This window comes from Legionella drozanskii LLAP-1, assembly GCF_001467585.1.
Classification (GTDB): Bacteria; Pseudomonadota; Gammaproteobacteria; order Legionellales; family Legionellaceae; genus Tatlockia; species Tatlockia drozanskii.
Genome location: NZ_LNXY01000020.1, coordinates 784933 through 807540, shown reverse-complemented (window position 1 = coordinate 807540; position 22608 = coordinate 784933). Strand labels below are relative to the sequence as shown.

The window sequence follows — 22608 nt, the reverse complement described above, 5'->3', positions numbered from 1 at the left end:
TATAATATTATCATTTACCTAGCTGAAAATTATTTGAGGCAACAGATGCCTTATTTTTCTTGCGCTGATTTAGCGTACGAATCATTAGAATTAAAAGCAATTTAATAGATAGAAATTGCTGAAGGGGGGTTAAATTTATGGCGGATGTGACGGTTAAACAATTGGCGCAGGTCGTTGGTATCCCTGTTGAGCGCCTATTGACCCAGTTACAAGAAGCAGGGTTATCATTTACTGATGATACCCAAACGGTCAATGAAGAGCAGAAACGGATATTGCTAACTCATTTAAAGAGCCATGCTAATGGTGAATCACGTACTACTCCAGAACGCATTACTTTAAAGCGCAAAAGCTTGACGCAGGTCAAAGTTGGTCATGATGGTTATAGTGGAAAAACCGTGAGTATCGAGGTACGTAAAAAACGCACCTACGTTAAACGCAGTACACTCGTTGATCAGCAACAAGAAGATGAGCATGAAGAAGAGCAAGTACTTCCAGTTGAAACAGATAATGGGGTTGAAACTGCTTTAGAGACAGAAATTCCAGTTGAGACAGAGGTTGCATCGACAGAGGGCGAAAAGACTGAGCAGGAAGTAGAACAGATCGATCAAAAGCTCACTGAGACCAATTCAGAAGAGAAAAAAGAAAATCTATCAGGCCAAACTGATGTTGAACTTACAACAACCAATGAGCCTGCTACTCCGGATGCTTCGGAAAAAGTAGAAAAAACTTCCAAGAAAAAGCATAGCGAAAAAACTGATGTCGAATCCGAGATGGAGTACAAAAAAGTTAAGAAAAAAAGTAAATATCAATTGCCTGAGCGAGACGAGGATGAACGCGGTGTACAAGGTCGTCATAAGCGTGGCAAAGTGAAGAAGCGTAAGCCGAATGAAAAATCAGATAAGTATCGTGAAGCAGAAGAGGCTTTAACGCACGGTTTTGCTATGCCTACTGCCCCGGTGGTTCGTGATGTGGCACTTCCAGAAACAATCACTGTTGCTGAATTAGCAAAGCGCATGTCAGTTAAAGCAGCAGAGGTGATTAAGGCGATGATGGGGCTTGGAGCAATGGCTACTATCAACCAGGTAATTGACCAAGATACTGCCATTATTGTCGTCGAAGAAATGGGGCACAGGCCACGACCAATTAAAGAAGATACGATTGAAGAAGATTTAGGTGACGCGTTAAGTAAAGGTAGTCTCATGGAGTCTCGTGCTCCCGTTGTGACAATCATGGGTCATGTGGATCATGGTAAAACCTCTTTGCTTGACTATATCCGCAGAACCAAAGTAGCTGCAGGCGAAGCCGGTGGAATTACCCAACATATTGGTGCTTATCATGTGGTTACTCCAAAAGGAAAAATTACTTTTCTTGACACCCCAGGACATGCCGCTTTTACCGCGATGAGAGCCCGTGGTGCGCAAGCAACTGATATCGTTATTTTGATCGTAGCTGCAGATGATGGAGTCAAACCTCAAACAATTGAAGCAATTCAGCATGCGAAAGCAGCTAATGTTCCTATTATTGTTGCTGTTAATAAAATGGACAAACCAGATGCTGATCCTGATAGAGTAATGAATGAGTTGTCAGTGCATGATGTCATCCCTGAAGCATGGGGCGGCGATACCATGTTCGCAAAAATTTCAGCAAAATCAGGCGATGGTATTGATGAATTATTAGATGCTGTGTTATTGCAATCTGAAGTCTTAGAGTTAGCTGCTAATACCGACGGGGCGGCAAAAGGTGTAGTAATTGAATCACGACTCGATAAAGGTCGCGGTCCAGTGGCGACTATTCTCGTTCAAAGTGGAACTCTACATAAAGGCGATATTTTACTCGCTGGATTGCAGTATGGACGTGTCCGTGCATTAGTAAGTGATAATGGTACTCAAGTTGATAGCGCAGGCCCTTCTATTCCTGTTGAAGTTCTTGGTCTTTCAGCAATTCCTCATGCAGGTGATGATGCTGTTGTGGTTCCTGATGAAAAAAGAGCTCGTGAAGTAGCTCTATTCCGTCAAGGAAGGTACCGCGATGTTAAATTAGCTAGACGACAAAAATCGACTATCGAAGGTATTCTGGAAACCATGACGACAGCTGAGGCGAAGATACTTAATGTTGTATTGAAAGCCGATGTACAAGGTTCTGTTGAAGCAATTGCAGATGCCTTAGTCAAACTCTCTACAGATGAAGTCAAGGTAGAAATCATTGCAAGTGGGGTTGGTGGTATCACTGAGTCCGATGTCCATTTGGCAATTGCTTCCAATGCCTTGTTAATTGGTTTTAACGTGCGAGCGGATAGCGGTGCTAAGCGTTTGGTAGAACAGGAAGGCGTATCTTTACATTACTATAGTGTTATCTATGACATTGTGGATCAAGTGAAAGGTGCTCTAACCGGTATGCTTGCTCCTCAATTTAAAGAAGAGATTATCGGTATTGCTGAGGTTCGTGATGTATTCCGTTCACCAAAACTGGGTGCAATTGCAGGTTGTATGGTTGTTGAAGGAATCATTAAGCGTAATAATCCAATCCGTGTACTCCGAAATAACGTGGTTATCTATGAAGGAACACTAGAATCATTACGACGATTTAAAGACGATGTTATCGAAGTACGCCAAGGATTTGAATGCGGTATTGGCGTGAAGAACTACAATGATGTTAAGAGTGGTGATTTAATCGAAGTATTTGAGACAATAGAAATTAAGCGTGATTTATGAGTAATGACTTTAAGCGTATAGACCGCGTTGCAGAAATGATGCAACGCAAGCTATCGCAACTTATTCAGCAGGAAATCAAAGATCCGCGTTTGCCGCCATTTGTGACAGTTTCGGCAGTAAAGGTGGCCGCGGATTTAGGACATGCAAAAGTTTATTTTACAGTTTTAAATGCCGATGTTGAAAAAACAACGGCAATTTTAAACTCTGCTGCGAGTTATTTACGCACTGCCTTAGCAAGAAGTGTAAAACTTCGCACAGTACCACAACTGCATTTTGTCTATGATGAATCAGTAGAATACGGTAGACGTCTGAGCCGTTTGATCGATAATTTAAATCCAACTGATAATGAAGATGAACAAGGTTGAGTGCGATCAAGCGATCAATGGAATTTTGTTAGTAAATAAACCTCAAGGCTTATCATCAAATGCTGTTTTACAGCAAGTGAAGCGATTATACCGTGCAAAAAAAGCAGGTCATACTGGGAGTCTTGATCCTTTAGCAACAGGTATGTTACCGATTTGTTTTGGAGAAGCGACTAAGTTTTGCCAATACTTGCTCGATGCGGATAAATCTTATGAGGCAACGGGTTTATTGGGAATAAAAACGAATACTGGTGATGCTATGGGAGAAGTGCTTGAGCAAGCGCCCCCTTTTCAGTTAACAGAAAGTGAAGTGCTTTCTGCTCTGCAGCAATTTACAGGCCCAATTAAACAAATTCCATCGATGTTTTCTGCTTTAAAACATAAAGGAACACCGTTGTATAAATACGCAAGAGAGGGAGTCTCAATTGAGCGTGAAGCGCGTGACGTTACCATTCATAAGTTACAGTTAATTGCTTTTGATGGAATGAGTTTCGACATTAAGGTGTCATGTACAAAAGGAACCTATATTCGTAATTTAGTTGAGGATATCGGCGATTTTCTTGGTGTTGGGGCACACGTCACTAAACTTCATCGAATAAACACGGCAGGATTCGTCGATGAGCGGATGTATACTATAGATGATTTACAAAACGCAACGACCGAATTAGCAAGTTACTTATTGCCAATGGAGCGTGCGGTAAATTATTTACCTCTTGTTCAATTAGATGCGGATGAGTTATTGGCACTACGTCAGGGAAAGGCGATTCAAGGAAAAGAAAGTAATATTAGGGGAGAGGTTCGTCTTTATTTGCAGGATGAATTTATTGGCTTAGGTGAGTTAAAAGAGGATGGTAGCTTGAGCGTGAGACGTCTGCTGGCATTTTAAAGCGAGATGAACTCCTCTCAAGTGCTTATTTATTTAAATAAAATATTGCACAAATTATCATCTAATACTTGTGTCTATTCTCATGCCTTGGTAGAATGCTCCCCTTTGAAAGAATACATAGCTATCTTCGGGAGTGAATATGTCGCTAACTAGCGTACAAAAAGCAGAAATTGTTAATGAGTACAAGCGAGCTGAGAATGATACTGGCTCACCAGAAGTACAAGTTTCATTAATGACGGGTCGTATTAAGTATTTAACAGACCATTTTAAAGTTAATAAAAAAGATTTTCATTCGCGACGAGGCTTGCAAGAGCTTGTAAATAAGCGCCGCAAGTTGCTCAAGTATTTGAAAAAAAATGATCATGAGCGTTATCAAACTCTGATCCAAAGTTTGGGCTTGCGAGATTCCTATTGATAAGAAAGCAATGTTCAATAGAGCTAACATGTTCAACGATCTAATTCAAAGGAAAGGCGCAGTATTCTGCGCCTTTTTTTCATTATTAACATCCTAAATATCGCGTTGATTGGCGCGAGGATGCAGAAGCTGTGAGTGTTAGAGTTTTTTTGATAATGAGGAATATATTTCATTGATAGAGTGAAATAGGAAGTTATCAAAAATACTTTAAGATTCGCTGCAGCTTTGGCGGCAGATTGTATCGCGGTTTTAGGATTCCAATTTTAAGAGGTGACTCACGTGGCTAAAATCACTAAAGAAGTTCGATTGGGTGAGCATACACTTGTGCTCGAGACAGGTGAAATAGCAAGACAAGCAGATGGTGCCGTTTTTGCCAGTATGGCAGGCACACAAGTTCTGGTTACGGTGGTAGCTAAGAAAGAGGGTGCGGAGAACAATGATTTTTTCCCCTTGACAGTTAACTATCAAGAAAAAGCCTACGCCGCGGGTAAAATTCCAGGTGGCTTTAATAAACGAGAAGGTCGTCCAAGTGAACTTGAAACCTTGACTTCACGATTAATGGATAGACCATTGAGACCCTTATTCCCAGATGGTTTCTATAATGAAGTGCAAGTTATTGCAACAGTGATGTCATTAAATCCTGAAGTGCCCTCTGATATTATTTCTATGATTGGCGCTTCAGCGGCTTTAGCCATCTCTGGTATTCCTTTCGAAGGCCCTATTGGCGCAGTGCGTGTAGGTTATAAAGAGGGTATCTACACACTTAATCCTAGCTTTAAAGCAATAGCTGAATCTGATCTCGATTTAGTTGTAGCCGGAACTGAAGATGCCATTCTCATGGTTGAATCAGAAGCACGAGAATTAAGTGAAGAAGTCATGCTTGGTGCAGTATTATATGGCCATGAGATGATGAAAGGCGTAATTAGAGCAATAAAAGAGTTGGCAGCAGAAGTTGGTAAATCAAGCTGGGATTGGACGGCACCGCCAGTTGATACTGGACTTGCCACACGAGTAGCAGAATTAGCTACCGACCAAGTTAACGAAGCTTATCTAATCAAAGATAAAACACAGCGCTATCAGCGTCTGAATGAAATTAGACAGCAGCTTGTTGATAGAGTAATGAGCGAACGTGAAGAGCTCAAAGAAGATCAAATAAGTGACGTTTTAGGTTCATTGGAAAAAGCAATTGTACGAAATCGTATTCTTGCTGGAGAGCCACGTATCGATGGACGTGATCAAAAAACTGTACGTCCAATTGCAATTCGTACCAAATTCTTAGAAAGAACGCACGGTTCGGCATTATTCACTCGCGGTGAAACTCAAGCCGTTGTAGCAGCTACTCTGGGTAATGAACGTGATGCACAAACTTTAGATAGCCTCAGTGGTGAATCAAAAGATAGATTTATGTTGCATTATAACTTTCCTCCATACTCTGTTGGTGAAGTCGGCATGGTAGGAAGTCCAAAACGACGCGAAATAGGTCATGGTCGTTTAGCTAAACGTAGCTTAATGGCGGTGCTACCTACTGCAAGTGAATTTCCCTACGTTCTCCGTGTGGTGTCAGAAATTACTGAATCGAATGGTTCAAGTTCAATGGCAACTGTTTGTGGAACAAGTTTGGCTTTAATGGACGCTGGCGTACCTCTAAAAGCACCAGTTGCTGGGGTTGCCATGGGTCTAATTAAAGAAAATGATCGCTTCGCAGTACTGACGGATATTCTTGGTGATGAAGATCATTTGGGCGATATGGACTTTAAAGTTGCAGGAACTGAAAAAGGTATTACTGCTCTGCAGATGGACATCAAAATTACTGGGATTACAAAAGAAATTATGGAGCAGGCTTTGGATCAGGCATTAGCCGGCCGAATTCATATTCTTGGCGTTATGAATACTGCGCTCTCTGAACATCGTGAGGAGTTGTCAAAACATGCTCCTAGAATTACAACTATGAAAGTTGCTGAAGATAAAATTCGTACAATCATTGGTAAAGGTGGTAGCACGATTAAAGGTCTAATCGAAAGCACTGGGGTTTCCATCGACATCGATGATAGTGGTGTTGTACAGCTATTTTCACCTGATGCAGATGCTTTGGAAGAAGCTCAACGTCAAATTAAGGCCCTAATTGCTGAAGTCGAAGTGGGACAAACTTATAAAGGGAAAGTCAGTAAGATTGTTGATTTTGGTGCATTCATCAATTTATTACCTGGTAAAGATGGACTTCTGCATATTTCGCAAATTTGTTCTGATCGCTCACAAAAAGTTGAGGCAGTGCTAAGTGAAGGACAAGAAATTGAGGTTTACGTTGCTGGCGTGGATAAACAAGGCCGAGTGAAGCTGGAGTGGAAAGATAAGCCACAAACAGCAGAAACTGATGCTCCGCAAGCACAAGAATCTGAAGAAACAGGTTCAATTGAAGCGGAAGCAGAAGATAAATCAGAAGAGTAATTTGTCCTGTAGAGAGCTCCGAGTGAATGAAATCTCGGAGCCTCTTAATGTTTGAATTGTCATTCCAGCTTTCGCAGGGTGACAACAAATTTCTTAACGCTGTGCTAATCGAAACCTGATTTGTGCTGTCAAACTCGGAAAAGTCATTATACTCTATAGAATTAGTGTTAGATAAATGGGAGGGATGCCGATGAAAGGCAAAAACTTCTCCCCTTATCTTTAGCTGCACTGGTCTTGTATACAGCGACTTAGGAACGAGTCCTATTTATGACTTACAGCAAACTCTACCGCATGTTTCTATGTTGGCATTATTGGGCAGGTTTACTTTTAGGTGATGGCATGATTACCCCGCAATTTCAGTAATTAGTGCCGTTGAGGGATTAAAGGTGATTTCATACTTGGTAGTTCTTATATCTTTTGTGAAAGCAATAAAACTATATCTATAGGATCTTATTGTGAGATTTGAAGATAGAGCTGAAAAGGTGAAGCGCATCGGCTCTTGTTTTAGGTCCTAATGCGCTGTGATAAAAAGAATTAAATTTCATCGCTCATGTGTTGTTGCATAACCTCTTCCTGTGGTGCCCAGTTTTTCTGATGTCCCGCAGCTATTGCTTCATTAATTGCTTTGATGTCTTGGGAATTCAACGGTTTTTCATTTTGATCAGTGTATACAACCGGTGGATTGTCTAATGGTGCCGAAGTACCATAGGGCTTATCAAATAAAACGGAAGTAACTGCTGGCCCTCCAGTGGGTAAGTTTCCACTACCAGTTGTTGTACAGCTCACCAGAAAAACTGAAAGTGCAACAATGCCTAGTTTTTGCATTTGCAACCTCCTTGTAAAAGGCTCTAACTTTTTGATTAGAATAGACAGCTAAGTCGATTTATTATCAGTATAGGTAAGAATGACGAAAATTGATCAAAATGATCAAAATATTAAGAAAAGTAACTTAGGCTAGAATGATGAAGCTATTTGCTTCACCATTAGCTTTTAGAAATTAAACGTAAAAATTCACTGCGACTCGAGGAGCTATCACGCATTTCACCTCGCATAACTGAGGTCGTCATAATTGAATTTTGTTTTTCAACACCGCGCATCATCATGCAAAGATGTTTTGCTTCGATCACAACTGCGACACCGCGTGCATTTGTAATTGAGGCAATGCAATCAGCGATTTCTGAGGTTAAACGCTCTTGGATTTGTAATCGTCGTGCAAAATAATCTACGATACGTGCAATCTTAGATAAGCCTAACACTTTCCCATTAGGTAGATAACCTACGTGACATTTGCCTAAAAAAGGGAGTAAATGATGCTCACACATAGAATACATTTCAATATCTTTAACGATTACCATCTCACTCATATCGGAGTCAAACAACGCATCGTTAATAATTTCATCAAGATTTTCGTGGTATCCTTTCGTAAGATAGCGAAGTGCGTTGGCAGCTCGCTCTGGCGTACCTCGCAACCCTTCACGCTCGACATCTTCACCGATTGATTCTAAAATTTGTTTGTACAGTTCTTGCATTGTTTCTTGCCCTAACCAGGAGGCCATGTCATCTGACGACCACCTAATACGTGTAAATGAATGTGGTAAACTTCCTGCCCGCCACCAGAGTTAACATTAAAAACTAAACGGTACCCATCGTCGCTAAGCTTTTCCGCCTTAGCCATCTTTTTTCCCGTAAGTATCATGCGCCCTAAAAGTTGTTCATCTTTGCTATCCGTATCATTAATTGTAGCAATATGTTGCTTAGGAAGTATCAACAAATGCGTGGGTGCTTGTGGTTTTATATCCCGAATGACTATTATTTCTGGATCTTCAAATACCACTTTCGCTGGAGTTTCTCCTGATACAATTTTGCAAAATAAGCAGCTCATGATCGTCCTGATGGGTTTTAGCTAAACGAAGGATTATACCCTGACAAAGGAATTGACAACAGACCCTGTGTTTACATAAATTTCTGAAATCGATCGATGGGTTAAATTTTGCCTTTTAAACCTATTTTGCGCATAATAGCGAGTCTTATTAATTGAGAGATCTAAAAATGGGTTTAATGGATATTAAAAGCGGTCGTAATATTCCTAATGAAATCAATGTCATCATTGAGATCCCTATGCATGGGGAGCCGGTAAAATATGAAGTCGATAAAGAAACGGGGGCCTTGTTTGTTGATCGTTTTATGACAACAGCAATGTTCTATCCTACTAATTATGGATATGTTCCCAGCACCTTATCTGAAGACGGTGATCCTGTTGATGTTTTAGTTGTTACGCCAGTTCCTTTAATCAGTGGAGCAGTTATTCCTTGTCGTCCAGTAGGCATGCTTAAAATGACGGATGAAGCAGGCGTTGATGCGAAGCTATTGGCTGTTCCTACCAGCAAATTGAGTAAAATGTATGACTCAATAAAGACTTTTGAAGATATTCCTCGTCATTTATTACTCTCCCTTGAACATTTCTTCCAACATTATAAAGATCTTGAGGAAGGAAAATGGGTCAAATTAAATGGCTGGGAAGGTCCTGAAGCCGCTCGACAAGAAATATTATCCAGTATCGAGCGCTACAACAAAATGCATAACATTAGTTAGACGGTAAATACGGTTGGGTCATTTTGACCCAACTATCCCATCACGCTTCTTTATTTTAGTTGTCGATATTCTATCTTCTTGCAATACCCGTTCAAGCTCGCCTGTAGCCTGTCGTGAAAAATTTATCAACTCGTGTTCCGTTTCAAAAAACTCGAAGGACTTCACTAAATTACGTTCATCATAATGTTTAAAGGTACGTGCTTTTCTGCGCATAGTATCAGGGTTATAACCTAAAAATGTCATGACTTCTTGCGCCATAGTTAAGGAAGAATCAAACACTTCTCGTCTAAAATAATCGACACCTTCCTTATGTAATTCGTAAGCATGTCGTCTGTTGCGGGCACGGGAATAGATTTTTATCTGAGGAAACTCTTGTTTAGCAAGTCTTACTATATCTAAACTCGTGTCAGGATCATCCACAGCGACAATAAGCAATTTTGCTTTATCGGCGCCTGCATTTTTAAGTAAATCCAACCGTGAGGCATCACCAAAATAACCTTTAAATCCGAATTTACGCAGTAATTCAACTTGCTCAGGATCATTTTCCAACACGGTAAGATTAACCCCTTGAGCATTAAGGAAACGGCCAATAATTTGGCCAAAACGTCCGTAACCAGCGAGAATAACAGCGTGTTGCTCATCGATAGTATCGTATCGAGGGGGTAGGTTGCTCATAAAACGTGGAACTATGAAACGCCTGTAAATCATCATCAATAAAGGTGTCGTCGCCATAGATAAGGCAATCGCAAAAATAAAGAAATCTGTTAAAGGTTCAGTGATAACTTCCGAAGAAGAAGCAAATTGGAATAAGACAAAAGCAAATTCACTTCCCTGAGACAACAAAAGAGCTATTCCTATGGATTGTACTCTGCTGAGCCCAAAGCTACGACCGAGAAATAAAAGAATTAATGCTTTGATTGTAATAAAAAGAGCGATAGTTCCCAGTAAATAAACCGGATGCTGAGCGAGAATGGTAAAATCCATTCTCATACCCACAGAGATAAAAAATAATCCAAGCAATAGACCTTTAAATGGTTCAATATCAGTTTCTAAAGTGCGCTTGTATTCGGAGTTTGCAAGTACGACACCGGCAACAAACGCTCCGAGACCTGGCGAAATGCCTATTGTCTGCATCAATAAAGTAATGCCAACAATCAAAGCTAATGACGTTGCAGTAAAGACTTCACGCAAATTGGTTTGCGCAATAATGTAGAAAAAATAATGCGAAAAAAAATACCCGATCACAATGATAGTAGCAATAAGAGCGGCGACAATCCCAGCTTGTTCCAAGCCGGGCAAGGAGCTAAGCAGACCAGTTTTGGCTATGGGGGTTACGCCTTCCATAACCAATAATGGCAAGATGATAAGAATTGGAATAACGGCAATATCTTGGAACAATAAAATAGCAAAAGACGTTTCACCGATTGTTGTATGCATTAAATTCTTTTCTTGCAGGGATTGCAAAACCAGCGCAGTTGAAGACAAGGACAAGGCCATACTAGCCGCTATACTAATTCGCCAATCATAGCCGAGTAGGATGCCTACAAGCGTAAGAATTGAAGCAGTCAAAATAACTTGAAGGCTGCCTAAGCCGATTATTGCTTTGCGCAGTCGCCATAAGGTTTCTGGTTCAAGTTCCAAACCGATAAGAAAAAGCATCATAATGACGCCAAACTCAGCAAAGTGCATAATCTGTTCAGCGTTACCTATCAATTTAAAGCCAAAAGGGCCAATAAGAACCCCGATGATTAAATAGCCCAACACTGAACCAATTTTAAAACGGCTAGCCAGCGGTATGATGATGCAGGCTGCTGCAAGAAAAATAAAAATATGATAGAGGGAATAATTATTCATCGGTTGACCGAATCGAAAACTTAGTAAATAAGTATACTGGAACTTTGTTGCGGGTTACATCTTAGCTGAGGTTTGTTTGATTTTCTAGGTTGAATGGTAAGCTGAGCTTGACCCAACTTACCTTCTGGAGAAACTCGCGGCATGATCTGGTTCGCCAATGCTTTCTAGCTATTTAATCGGATCCAATCCTGCTTCATCCAATACCGATTTTGCATTTTGCGCAATTAATTGATGAATAGGCGCTGTAGGATGAACGTGATCCCAAAATAAATAACCTTCACAAGAAGCATTGTCAGCAGCTAGTCTGGGTTGAATTTGGTTTTGATAACTCATACTCAACGCTTCTCTAAGCGCTGGATTTTCAAGAATAGCTTGTTTCGTTTTTTCGTCTAAATTGACATCTTTTATTTGCGCTTGCTGAGTTAAATAATTATTAAGTTGCACGGGATTATTTGCAGCGTTTGCAGCGGCAGAACTACCGTAGAAACCCCCTGTATAACAAGGTTGAGTGATGTTGCTCATGCCATATTGTTGAGGAGAGTCCATCACCTGATTTAGCAAGCTATACACATCAAAATAAGTCCAACTGACATTAGGGTATTCTTCTTTCAATGCATTCAATTTATCGAGTAATTTTTGATTATGCGTGAGGGTTAATTTAGTTAACAAATCTTGACTATTACTTCTTGCGGCTTCTGGTGTTTTACCCAGATCAGGTAGGTTAACGACTAAAAACATGACCCCACCACGCTCAACTAATGCTTTGAGATTATTCCCAATAGCATCCACTACAGAGGTGGTAATCTCATCCACATTGGTGGGGCCATTAAGATAGTTATTCCCGCCAATCCAAACAATAAATAAGGTCTTATTTTTATTAGTAAAATTATGTAAATACAGATAATCATTGAGCTCTGCGTCCAAGGTATAAGGTAAATTTTCTTTATAAGAGAGGATGGCTCCGGCGCCTCCCACTGCAAAATCAAGGAGGTTCTCTGGTTTACTATTAGCAAAATAAGTTTGATATAAATTTTCAATCCATACCGGCCCGTTACTGAAACGGCCTTCATAATAGGGCGGTGATTTAGGAATGATCTGGCCTATAAACTGATATAAATTACCATTATCAGACAAGCTGTCACCAAAGCTGACGATAGTGTCAAATTTATAGCTGTAAGAATTTAATGAAAAGAGAAAAAGAGAAATAAGAACTAGTGTTTTTCTTAACATAAGCACATTGGTGTTGATAGAAACTGGTTAGCATTATAAAGAGAATTTATTAGGTCAATATTAAGTCTGATAAATTAAAAAATAGGCATTCATAACCGATTTATGTTTGCGCAAAATAAAATCAATTATTCTAAGTAATAAATAATTAGATTTTTTTATGACTTATAGGGTAAAATACGCCGCGAATATAAATCGTATTTTAAGGAAGTAAAAAAATGTCGCATTTATCCCTAAGAGATCTTAATAGAATTGTCGAAATAGCAACCCGACAGTATCAGTCTGGCACAAAGTCTCCTCAGGCTTTTGACTATCTTACAGCCTGTCGAGCTGCCATCGTTAAGCCTGAGCTTTTACCAAAACAAGATGAGAGTTCTGAGCACACAGTTTCAGCTTCAGATTTTAGTAATGTAGATTATAACAATATGAATGCTACTGGGGCTTATGATCTGGCCAAATCTAAGGCTGACGAATCAGACAATAAAGATGCTGCTTTCGCTAAGAAATTAAAAAATGAACTGCGGAAGCGATTTGTTATTCAAGATCCAGTTTTCTCAGTCATTAATGAAATCGATCAACATATTCAACAGTTTCGCTCACCAGCGAACTGGTTTCGCCGTAGCGCCCAAGACAAAATTGACGCGTTGGAAGCATTAAAGCAACGGCTTTTAACGATAACAAACGGCACTATTAGCACACAAATAGACGCATGGTTGGAAGAAAATGGAGCAACCATTACTAGTTCCAGAAACATTTTTAAAAGAAAAGCGGAAGAAAATACCAGTACAATTCAATTTATTGAGGACCTAAAAGCAGTTTATGGCCAAGAGTCTTTATCTCTCGAAGGCTATGAAATGCCCCGTGAAGAAAAGCAAAAAATTTATCAACCCTTGTTGAATTATATTCAATTACGCACAAGCTGGTTTCAACAAATAATTACTTTTATTTTTAGAAACAAAGATGTTTCCACAAAAAAATTAGCTTTTGCCCATGACGTGATGGTGGAGGTACAAGACTCAGACAGCTATGAGAGTTTGCGTCTTATGCTAGTTGAGAGGCGAACAGAACATACTAAGAGAAGTAAGGAAATCGGCAAGCCTCATTACAATCTTGACTCGCGAAGAGAACCAGCAGTGAGCCAGCATGAAGAAATTTCTTCAGGGTACCAAGAAATTGGTAATGAAATTCCTCCGCAGCGTAAAACTACGGTTTCTTTTTGGCGGCGTCCTGTAGAGGAAGGTGAAATTCGTTTAGAGAGTGGTTTAGCGGAAGCTTTCCATGAGTCTATTGAAGCTGCCTCTTCAATGAGAATTTAGTGTGTAGGTTGGGCGAAAGCCCAACATTTTCTCAGCTTTCAACGTTCCGTGAATTTGTTGGGCCTTGGCCCAACCCTTATAAAAAATCTCTGATAAAACATCTTTTGGAATATTTAAAAAACAAGTTGACATAAATTTGTTAAAATCATTAACTATTTATCCATTTTTATCTCGTTTTAGTGATTTACAAAGCTTGCAGACTCAAGTAGAGTAAGACGGTTTTGATTATTTTTTACACGATTATTAAGATTATCTTAAGCTTGTCTCGTTACAATAAAGTTTTCTCTGTGCGGACAAAAATAAAAGAACAGATAAAATGAGGTTTCTACATTTCGACGTACCGTGATTGAGTACACAATCACGCATGTATTCGAAATGAGATAGAGGTAGAAAGATTTTTTTGAGTTTTGTCCTTACTAAAGGATGTTACCCAAGTATTTGCAATAGCAGAGAAGGAATGCAATGAGTTCTAATAAGCACGCGTTGACCATTTTTAGCCTAACAATGATTACTGTAGGCTCTGTAGATAGTATTCGTAATTTACCCGCCACCGCTTTATTTGGCAGTCAATTGATTTCCTTCTTCATTATGGGAGCTTTGTTTTTTCTAATCCCAACCGCGCTGGTCTCTGCAGAATTGGCTTCGGGTTGGCCGAAACAAGGTGGAATTTATATTTGGGTTAAAGAAGCGTTTGGGAAGCAAACCGGATTTTTAGCGATATGGTTGCAATGGATAGAAAATGTGATTTGGTATCCAACCATTTTATCCTTTGTGGCAGGAACGATTGGCTATCTTATTAATCCTTCAATGGCTTCTAACCCCTGGTTTTTGTGGGTAGTCATCATTAGTTCTTTTTGGGGCGCGACTCTTTTAAACTTACGAGGCATGCATTCTTCTGCAGTATTTAGCAATATTTGTGCATTGTCGGGTTTATTATTACCGATGGCTTTAATTATTGGTCTAGGCGCTGCTTGGATTGTCGGTGGTAATCCTTTACAAGTGCAATTTGATGTACAGAGCATTAGCCCACATTGGCAAGATCGCTCACTCTGGGTTTCGCTAACTGCGATTATGATGTCATTTTGCGGTATTGAAATCGCGACTGTTCATGCGAATGATGTTGATAATCCTCAGCACGCTTTCCCGCGAGCCTTGGTTTATTCTGTGCTGATTATTTTAAGCACTTTGATTTTAGGCTCACTGGCTATCGCGATTGTTTTGCCACAAAACGAAATCAATTTGGTTGCGGGCATTATGCAAGCTTTTGATGCGTTTTTTGCCAAATACCATCTAGTATGGTTTATGCCAATTGTGGCGATCATGTTAGTACTTGGCGGACTGGGTGGCGTGAGCAATTGGATTATTGCACCAACAAAAGGTTTATTAGTGGCTGCTGAAGATGGTAATTTGCCAGAATTTTTCCAACGCGCGAATCGTCAGGGAGCGCCAGTTGTTATGTTAGTTACTCAGGCAATTATCGTCACAATCTTGTCAGCCTTGTTTCTTTTTATGCCTAGCGTCAATGGCTCCTATTGGTTATTAACAGCTTTAGCAGCTCAGCTCTACATGTTGATGTATCTTCTCATGTTTATTGCTGCGATAAAATTACGATTGAGTGCGCCCGATCACCCCAGAGCTTTTCAAATCCCTGGAGGGTTATACGGTATGTTATTTGTAGCCGGCGTGGGAATTATTGGTGCCTTGACCACATTAGTTGTGAGTTTTATGCCTCCTGAGGGGATTAATGTCGGTAGCGTAACTCGTTATGAATTCACTTTAGTGTTTGGATTAATTTTGATGTGCTTACCACCCTTCATCTGTTCCTGGCGGCAGGCTCGTGTATCGGCTTTGCAACAGAAAATGGCATAGTTGGGATAAGTCATGGACTATAGGGTTTTATTGCAGGAGTTGACTGCACGGCTACCTGAATTGGAATGGAAAATATCTGCACTTGAAGAGTCTCTTTCAAATCACTCACTTCCTAGAGGATTATTTCGTCCTCGTTTAGAAGTCACAGCAGCAAATTGTATCGAAGAAATTAAAGCGGATATTCGAGCTTTAGCAGAACAAAAAATGGCCTCAGGCGCCTATTATCTTGCCCAACGAATCCAACAAAAAATTAATGTCTTGGTTACGCTTTGTCATTTGCAGTCAAACAAACCCAAAAATGAAAAGAAACCGAGTTTTGGATTGAATAGCATAAGTACTCGGCAACAGTGGTTACAGTCATTACAACAGGATATTAATCGTTTAACTGAGCAGCAAGAAGCGATGAGTAAATCGCTGCAACAGATGCAGACTAGGGGTGACAGCCAAGTGGTTTTGTCGCTTAAAGCAGAGTTGGGAGAGGTTGAAAAACGCTTAACTTTAGCGAAGGAAACTTTTGCCCGCGCTTAGCGTTTTCTGCGAGCTTAATCGTAGGTCAAGTTGCTACTTAAAAGTTTGGCAAATACTTTAGCGCTCATGGGTTGACCGTATAAGAAACCTTGGCCCTCGTCACAATGGCAATGTTTTAAAAAGCGCAGTTGTCCAACAGTTTCAATGCCTTCAGCAAGTACTTTCAATTTTAAGCCATGCCCCATCGCAACGATTGCCTCGACGAGTGAGGCATCGCTGCTATTAACGTTGCAATTTTGTACAAATGATTGATCAATCTTCAGTTTAGCAACAGGAAATTCGCGTAAATAATTTAGGCTGGAATAGCCGGTACCAAAATCATCAATTGCAAGACTGAGCCCCATTTCTTTTAGTTTTTTTAAAGTGTGTAGGTTTTGTTTTCTATCATCCATGATGACACTTTCGGTTAGCTCAATTTCTACGTATTTAGGGTCGAGTTTTGATTCATGTAAAGCGAGTTCGATTTGATTTACAAAATTCTCGCGCATCAATTGCATTCCTGAAACATTAATAGCGACAGAAATGGGTTTAAGTCCCATGTCTTGCCAGGCCTTATTTTGTAAACAGGCGGTACGAAAAACCCACTCACCTAAGGGTACAATAATTCTTGATTCTTCCGCGATGGGGATAAATTGCAATGGTTGTATTACACCTTTCTTGGGATGTTTCCAACGAACAAGTGCTTCAACACCAGTAATTTGTCCGGATTTTAAGTCGATGGTAGGTTGATATAGCAAAAAAAATTCATTATTAACTACGGCATTGCGCAATTCAATTTGCATCGCTAGGCTTTTTTCAGTGTGCCTTCTCATGCTTTGATCATAAAGTTTGAAATTATTTCTACCTTGGGTCTTGGCAAGATACATCGCGATATCCGCATTTTTTAGCAGAGTTGCTGCGTCGGCTCCATCCTTAGGATAAATACTTACACCAATGCTAGCTGTAACGACGATTTCTTGCTGTAATAACAGCATTGGTTTGGTGATTGCATCAAGCATTTTTTGTGTAAGTTTTAATATATCACTGTATTTATTAGTGAAAAATAAAATAATGAATTCGTCGCCACCAAAGCGGGAAACTGTATCACTTTCACGCGTATTATTTTTAAGACGTTTAGCAATTTCTTTGAGTAAAATATCTCCTAAATTATGACCAAGGTTGTCATTAATTAGTTTGAAATTATCAATATCAAGAAATAATAGGTGCAATTTAGTTTGATATCGTTTGGCATAGGAAATGCCATGATTAATACGATCATATAACAACGTTCGATTAGGAAGCCCAGTTAAGAGATCATGGGTTGCTTGGAAGGCGAGTTGTTGTTCCATCTGCTTTCTGAGCGTTATATCACGAAAATTCCAAGCTCTTCCAACGATTAAGTTACGTCGCCAATGAGGCTTAGAATACCATTCGAATACTTTGTTTTTACTAATTATTATTTCATCAAAACTTTCGTGTGAAGGATTGTTATTGTTTTCCTTAACTATTTCAAGAAATTCTTTTGGATTTTTTATTTGTTTTAATGCTTCATCCATGAATAATTGTAAGTTTGGACTTGTAGTGAATAAATTAGGAATTTGCCACATATCTAAGAATTTTTGATTGTAATATTCTATATGACCTTTCAGATCGACCACTAAGATGCCATCGGCTGTCGATTCCAGTGTCGATTTAGTGATGGCCAGTGCTTTTTCTAATTCATCTGCACGTCGACTAACTCGTTCTTCTAGTAGCTGATTCAAGGTATCAAGATTTATATTTTTATAACGAAGCCTCAGGGTATTAATTAAAAATTTATTCACATAATAACAGCAAACAAAAAGGATGGGTAAATAGATAAGTCCGCATAATCCTAACAGAGTATAGACGCCTCCTTGAGCAAAAAGCCAAATGATTAACGGGATAAACGTAGGAAAAAGGAAAAGGGCATAAACCAACAGAATTGGCGAAAAAAAGGGTATTGATCCGGCGGTTAAACCGAAGATAAGAATAAGCACAAATGTTTGATGGAGAATATTGTTCGGAGGAATCAAGACCGAGCCTGAAAATCCCCATCCTATTCCAGCAAAAAATGCAAAAATTGCTAATAAGGAAAACCAGCTATTTTGCGTAAAAAAATCATGATTTTTTCGATAATAGTAGATAGCCAGGTACCAAGCACTATAGACAATTAGAATATAAACCAGCCAAGCGGTTATCAACGGATGTGAAACCACAGACCATTGTGAAATGGCTAGGAAAATTGCTGCAAAGAAATGAATGACGATGCTGAAAGAATTTTGCTTATAAAACAACTGGATTTGCTCGGAAAGGATTTTATTTTCTGCAGGATTATTTCGAGCTTTATGCTGGAAAATGAAGGCGATTTTCTTTTGGGTATTAAGTTCCATTAATTAATTGTTCTCCCTTTCCAATTAGCCTTCTTAAATCCTGTTGCAGCTATTAATAAATTATAGCCAAAATCCTGGTGTAGCAACTGATTTGAGTCTATTTCTTTATCTACAAAGGGAATCCAATAGAGACACCGCTTTCGCCTGTTTCTTCTATACCTCTTGCATAGAAACTTGAAATAAACTCAAATAGTTTTCATTCATTTTTCAGTGTGATTGTCTAATAACTGGTATCGATTTGGGGGCTGCAACAAATTCGTATCGCAGCAGCCCTTGCGGCTTATACCCATCAACAGCAAGTCAAGTTTGATGGCTTTGCTCATTTCGGAGAGCGTAATTATCAATTAAGCGAATTTCTCCTATTTTCACTGCAGCAAAACGCCGACCTGCATATTCTTCAATATATTCTACGTGGATGCCTTGTTTTTTAAGCGCTGCAATAATTTGTTCACAATCATTTAGCTGATGAAAAATTCTAGCGAATTGCTCTGCTTCGAGCCTTTGAGACTGGGAAAGCCGGCTATTGCGTGAGCTGTAGGCCAAACCACTTTCTTCGCGAATAGTCGGACAGGCCTTAATTTCTATATTCATAAAAAAAGCGGCAGCCATGTCGCGAATTAGCAAATATTGTTGATAATCTTTTTCACCAAAATAACTGCGATGAGGTCTGGCAAGCTGAAGTAATTTCATCACCACAGTGAGAACACCAGTAAAATGCCCGGGTCTTTGTTTGCCTTCCATAAGTTGGCAAAGCTCAGTTTCTTGTAGTTGATAGCGATAGCCATCTGCGTACATGGCTTGTTCCGTGGGGAGGATGCAAAAATCAACACCAGCCTGCTCAAGAAGCTTCAGATCAGCATCTAAAGTTCGCGGGTAATGAGTGAAATCATCGCGTTGATTAAACTGAGTGGGATTAATAAAAAGACTCGCAACCGTGTAGTCATTCTCTTGTTTTGAATGTGTAAATAATGAGCCATGACCGCGATGCAAGTTACCCATGGTGGGTACAAAACCGATCGAGAGCTTGGGATCTAAGGAACGACGAACCGTTATCCACTCCTGAAGATCATGAAAAACTTGCATGTAAAACTCCTTACGGACTCCATGCTAGTGGATGCAGTCCGTATCAGCAAAACGAGATCTAAAATGCATATTCCTTCGTCGGGAAATTAGCGCTTTGGACTTCTTGGGCATAGGCATTAATAGCTGCTAAGAGCAGGTCTTTGCCTTGTGCGTATTGTTTCACGAACTTGGGTTTGAACTCGGTTTGTAACCCTAAAAGATCGTGCCAAACCAAGACCTGACCGTCGGTGTCAGCGCCAGCGCCAATACCAATGGTTGGAATAGTTAGGGACTGCGTAATTGCTTTTGCTAATTGTGCCGGTACACATTCAATGACCAAGGCAAAACAGCCCGCAGCTTCCAAATCGGCAGCTTGTTGCATAAGACGAGCAGCCTGCTCTTGTTCCTTACCTTGTACTTTGTAGCCCCCTAATTGATGCACAGACTGTGGGGTTAAACCAATGTGTCCAATAATGGGGACACCTGCTGTAACAAGATGGGAAATGGTCTGGCAAGTATCCGCATCGCCGCCTTCGATTTTTACCCCCTGCGCTCCGGCTTGCAGCAGGCGCCTGACATTGCTAACGGTGTCTGCTTGCGAGAGGCGATGACTTAAAAAGGGCAGATCGGCAATTAAAAAATGCGTCTTCAAACCACGAGCGACCGCCTTAGTATGCAGTTCCATCATATCCATAGTTGCCGTAACGGTAGTTTCATGACCGTGCACTGCCATTGCGACGGAATCACCCACTAAAACGCAATCAATATTTGATTCAGCAATAATGCGCGCGGAAGGATAATCATAACAAGTCAGCATGCTTATTTTATTTTGTAACTGTTTTTTTCGTTTGAAATCGTGGATTTTCATGCCGTCCTCCTTAAACTAGGAGTGACAGAAAAAAGAAAGAAACATATAAGAAATTTAGGTACCTGTCGCATGGATCAAGTCCTCCACAAATAATTTATAGGGTCACCGCTTCTAAAAAGTCGGCGCTCTAGCAATTAGAAAACTAAATTGCTTATCTAAGATCATAAATCACGCGCACGAAAATGCAAGTTAGGTTATGATTCTTTGATTCAGATCAAAAGAGTTTTTTTATGATCCTAACCGATAAATTAAATAGCCCTGGAGAGCATCCTTTTATTTTTACCGGTTTAGCGGGGCAGTTGGAAGCTGTATTGACCATGCCGGCTGCAGCCAATCGACCTTATCTCGCTTTACTTGGGCATCCCCATTCTTTGCAGGGTGGGACGATGAATAATAAAGTGGTTACTACCATGGCTCGTGCTTTTAAAGAACTCGGAATTCCTAGTTTGCGGTTTAATTTTCGCGGAGTTGGACAATCGGAAGGAGTTTATGACGCGGGTTTAGGTGAAAGCGAAGACCTGTTGGCCTTAAAGCGTCTGTGTCAACAAGAAATGCCCGAAGCACAATTTATCTTTGCTGGTTTTTCATTTGGTTCCTATGTCGCTTATCGAGCAGCAGCCCAGTCTGAGTCTAAGTTATTAATCACGATTGCCCCGCCTGTTCATCATTATAATTATTGCGAATTTACAGCGCCTTATCCCTGGCTAGTGATTCAAGGTGATAACGATGAAGTAGTGCCTTTATCGCTTGTTCTTGATTTTTCAGAGAAGTTTTCGCCGCCATTACCGGTTTCTCGTTTTGCAGAAACAGGCCATTTTTTTCACGGTAAATTAATCGAACTAAAAGAGCATCTCATTCAATCGATCTCTGATGTGGTGGTCAGGCCATGACCTTAGTGCTGCACTATGAAGAAGCCGTTGCACGAGGCGATATTAGGGACGACGCTGCACAACGCCAGGTTTTGCTTTCTATGCAAAGACTATTGGAAGAGTTAGAACAACCCAAACCTTCTTGGTTTTCTTTGCGAAGCAAAGCACCCATAAAAGGCATTTATTTGCATGGTCCTGTCGGTGTAGGTAAAACTTATCTAATGGATATGTTTTATCAGGACGTCAATGAGAAACACAAAGCTCGCTTCCATTTCCATCATTTTATGCAACAAATCGATGCTCAGTTACGCAAGCGACAAGGAAAAAAAGACCCCTTACGCTATATTGCTGCCGATATTGCTAAAAGTATTCGCATATTATGTTTCGATGAATTTCTTGTTCATGATATTGCTTACGCGATGATTCTAGCCGAATTTTTGCAGGCACTCTTTGCGAACGGCATCATTATTGTTGTGACTGCAAATACTAGACCTGATGATTTATATCTCAACGGAGTGCATCGTGAACGCTTTATACCGGCGATCGAGCTCATCAAAAAAAGATGTGAAGTGATTAGCTTAAGCCACCCCAAAGATTATCGTCTGGGAAGAGCACGGATGCTTGAAACTTATCTCTATCCTCTCAATGAAAAAAATAATGCGATTTTGGCGGAGCAATTTGCCAGTTTGAACAAAATCGTCCAAGATAACGGTGTCTTGCTTATCCAAAATCGCGAGATACCTTATATCAAATGCGGTGAACAAGAGGTGTGGTTTGATTTTAGGGTGATCTGTAATTTACCTCGTAGTAATTTGGATTATTTAGAAATTGCTGAGCGCTTTGATACGGTGTTTTTGAGTGATATCCCGCAGTTAACTGAAAATGATACGGTGCATGCCCTCTTATTAATTCACTTTATTGATGTACTCTACGATCGAGGAATTCGCTTAATCATTTCCGCAGCAGTGCCGTTAGAGAGTTTGTATTTAAATGGTGAGGTGAAAGGGGAGTTTAAGCGCACGCTAAGTCGATTGCAGGAAATGCAAGCGGCGGATTACTTAGAACGTCACCCCTGGCGGCACGAACAGGATTTATCGATGTTATTGTAAAATATCAAGGGTTTTAAAAGCGATACTTTACATTCTAGTATTTTAAAGTATCTTGAGTATAATGAGGAAGTTATCTGTTCGAGATATCTTAATTTCTTATCTTCA

At 40.1% G+C, this 22608-nt stretch carries 18 protein-coding genes and 2 pseudogenes; 12 read left to right on the top strand and 8 right to left on the bottom strand.

Annotation, left to right across the window (positions count from 1 at the left end; all coding sequences use genetic code 11):
- Positions 1–137: 137 nt before the first annotated feature.
- The 6 genes and pseudogenes from Ldro_RS16995 to pnp form a co-directional block, all read left to right on the top strand.
- A pseudogene (locus tag Ldro_RS16995) lies at positions 138–561 on the top strand (translation initiation factor IF-2 associated domain-containing protein); the annotation flags it as partial.
- Positions 562–713: 152 nt separating this feature from the next.
- A pseudogene (gene infB / locus Ldro_RS07940) lies at positions 714–2711 on the top strand (translation initiation factor IF-2); the annotation flags it as partial.
- Positions 2708–3076, top strand: coding sequence for a 30S ribosome-binding factor RbfA (gene rbfA / locus Ldro_RS07935; protein WP_058495858.1), 369 nt, complete (start codon positions 2708–2710; stop codon positions 3074–3076). The pseudogene infB and the gene rbfA, both read left to right, overlap by 4 nt.
- A complete protein-coding gene (gene truB, locus Ldro_RS07930; RefSeq protein WP_131764239.1) occupies positions 3063–3959 on the top strand; it encodes a tRNA pseudouridine(55) synthase TruB in 897 nt (298 codons plus the stop codon). The genes rbfA and truB overlap by 14 nt, the downstream gene beginning before the upstream one ends.
- A gap of 139 nt (positions 3960–4098) precedes the next feature.
- Positions 4099–4374: a 30S ribosomal protein S15 gene (gene rpsO, locus Ldro_RS07925; protein ID WP_058495856.1), complete on the top strand. Its 276-nt coding sequence runs from the start codon at positions 4099–4101 to the stop codon at positions 4372–4374.
- A gap of 279 nt (positions 4375–4653) precedes the next feature.
- Entirely contained in the window at positions 4654–6819 is a 2166-nt protein-coding gene (pnp, locus tag Ldro_RS07920; protein ID WP_058495855.1) for a polyribonucleotide nucleotidyltransferase, read from the top strand.
- 534 nt (positions 6820–7353) lie between these two features.
- Here the strand turns inward: pnp and Ldro_RS07915 are convergent.
- The 3 genes from Ldro_RS07915 to Ldro_RS07905 all read right to left on the bottom strand — a co-directional run bounded on the left by Ldro_RS07915 (position 7354) and on the right by Ldro_RS07905 (position 8701).
- Positions 7354–7644: a hypothetical protein gene (locus Ldro_RS07915; protein WP_058495854.1), complete on the bottom strand. Its 291-nt coding sequence runs from the start codon at positions 7642–7644 to the stop codon at positions 7354–7356.
- Positions 7645–7802: 158 nt separating this feature from the next.
- On the bottom strand, positions 7803–8348 hold the full coding sequence (folE, locus tag Ldro_RS07910; protein WP_058496092.1) for a GTP cyclohydrolase I FolE: 546 nt from the start codon (positions 8346–8348) through the stop codon (positions 7803–7805).
- A gap of 11 nt (positions 8349–8359) precedes the next feature.
- Entirely contained in the window at positions 8360–8701 is a 342-nt protein-coding gene (locus tag Ldro_RS07905; RefSeq protein WP_058495853.1) for a histidine triad nucleotide-binding protein, read from the bottom strand.
- Between the two features lie 167 nt (positions 8702–8868).
- On the opposite strand from Ldro_RS07905, the gene ppa reads away from it, so the two are divergent.
- The gene (gene ppa / locus Ldro_RS07900; RefSeq protein WP_058495852.1) at positions 8869–9411 is read left to right on the top strand and encodes an inorganic diphosphatase; all 543 of its coding nucleotides are present in this window, start codon (positions 8869–8871) and stop codon (positions 9409–9411) included.
- Between the two features lie 18 nt (positions 9412–9429).
- Here the strand turns inward: ppa and Ldro_RS07895 are convergent, their stop codons facing one another.
- The gene (locus tag Ldro_RS07895) at positions 9430–11265 is read right to left on the bottom strand and encodes a monovalent cation:proton antiporter-2 (CPA2) family protein (protein ID WP_058495851.1); all 1836 of its coding nucleotides are present in this window, start codon (positions 11263–11265) and stop codon (positions 9430–9432) included.
- A gap of 168 nt (positions 11266–11433) precedes the next feature.
- Positions 11434–12495, bottom strand: coding sequence for an SGNH/GDSL hydrolase family protein (locus tag Ldro_RS07890; RefSeq protein WP_058495850.1), 1062 nt, complete (start codon positions 12493–12495; stop codon positions 11434–11436).
- Positions 12496–12710: 215 nt separating this feature from the next.
- Here Ldro_RS07890 and Ldro_RS07885 point away from each other — a divergent pair, with 215 nt between their 5' ends.
- The 3 genes from Ldro_RS07885 to priC all read left to right on the top strand — a co-directional run bounded on the left by Ldro_RS07885 (position 12711) and on the right by priC (position 16205).
- Positions 12711–13808, top strand: coding sequence for a hypothetical protein (locus tag Ldro_RS07885; protein WP_058495849.1), 1098 nt, complete (start codon positions 12711–12713; stop codon positions 13806–13808).
- A gap of 462 nt (positions 13809–14270) precedes the next feature.
- Positions 14271–15677: an APC family permease gene (locus Ldro_RS07880; protein ID WP_058495848.1), complete on the top strand. Its 1407-nt coding sequence runs from the start codon at positions 14271–14273 to the stop codon at positions 15675–15677.
- A 12-nt stretch (positions 15678–15689) separates the two neighbouring features.
- Positions 15690–16205: a primosomal replication protein PriC gene (priC, locus tag Ldro_RS07875; protein WP_058495847.1), complete on the top strand. Its 516-nt coding sequence runs from the start codon at positions 15690–15692 to the stop codon at positions 16203–16205.
- A 14-nt stretch (positions 16206–16219) separates the two neighbouring features.
- Here the strand turns inward: priC and Ldro_RS07870 are convergent, their stop codons facing one another.
- The 3 genes from Ldro_RS07870 to panB form a co-directional block, all read right to left on the bottom strand.
- A complete protein-coding gene (locus Ldro_RS07870) occupies positions 16220–18595 on the bottom strand; it encodes an EAL domain-containing protein (protein WP_058495846.1) in 2376 nt (791 codons plus the stop codon).
- Positions 18596–18895: 300 nt separating this feature from the next.
- Positions 18896–19678 carry a pantoate--beta-alanine ligase gene (panC, locus tag Ldro_RS07865; RefSeq protein WP_058495845.1) on the bottom strand — a complete coding sequence of 261 codons (783 nt, stop codon included), beginning with the start codon at positions 19676–19678 and terminating at the stop codon, positions 18896–18898.
- 58 nt (positions 19679–19736) lie between these two features.
- Positions 19737–20525, bottom strand: a complete 789-nt coding sequence (gene panB, locus Ldro_RS07860; protein WP_058495844.1) for a 3-methyl-2-oxobutanoate hydroxymethyltransferase — start codon at positions 20523–20525, stop codon at positions 19737–19739.
- A gap of 230 nt (positions 20526–20755) precedes the next feature.
- On the opposite strand from panB, the gene Ldro_RS07855 reads away from it, so the two are divergent.
- Both Ldro_RS07855 and zapE read left to right on the top strand, forming a co-directional pair.
- A complete protein-coding gene (locus tag Ldro_RS07855) occupies positions 20756–21415 on the top strand; it encodes an alpha/beta hydrolase (protein WP_058495843.1) in 660 nt (219 codons plus the stop codon).
- Positions 21412–22503, top strand: coding sequence for a cell division protein ZapE (zapE, locus tag Ldro_RS07850; protein ID WP_058495842.1), 1092 nt, complete (start codon positions 21412–21414; stop codon positions 22501–22503). The genes Ldro_RS07855 and zapE overlap by 4 nt, the downstream gene beginning before the upstream one ends.
- The last annotated feature ends 105 nt before the right edge of the window (positions 22504–22608 follow it).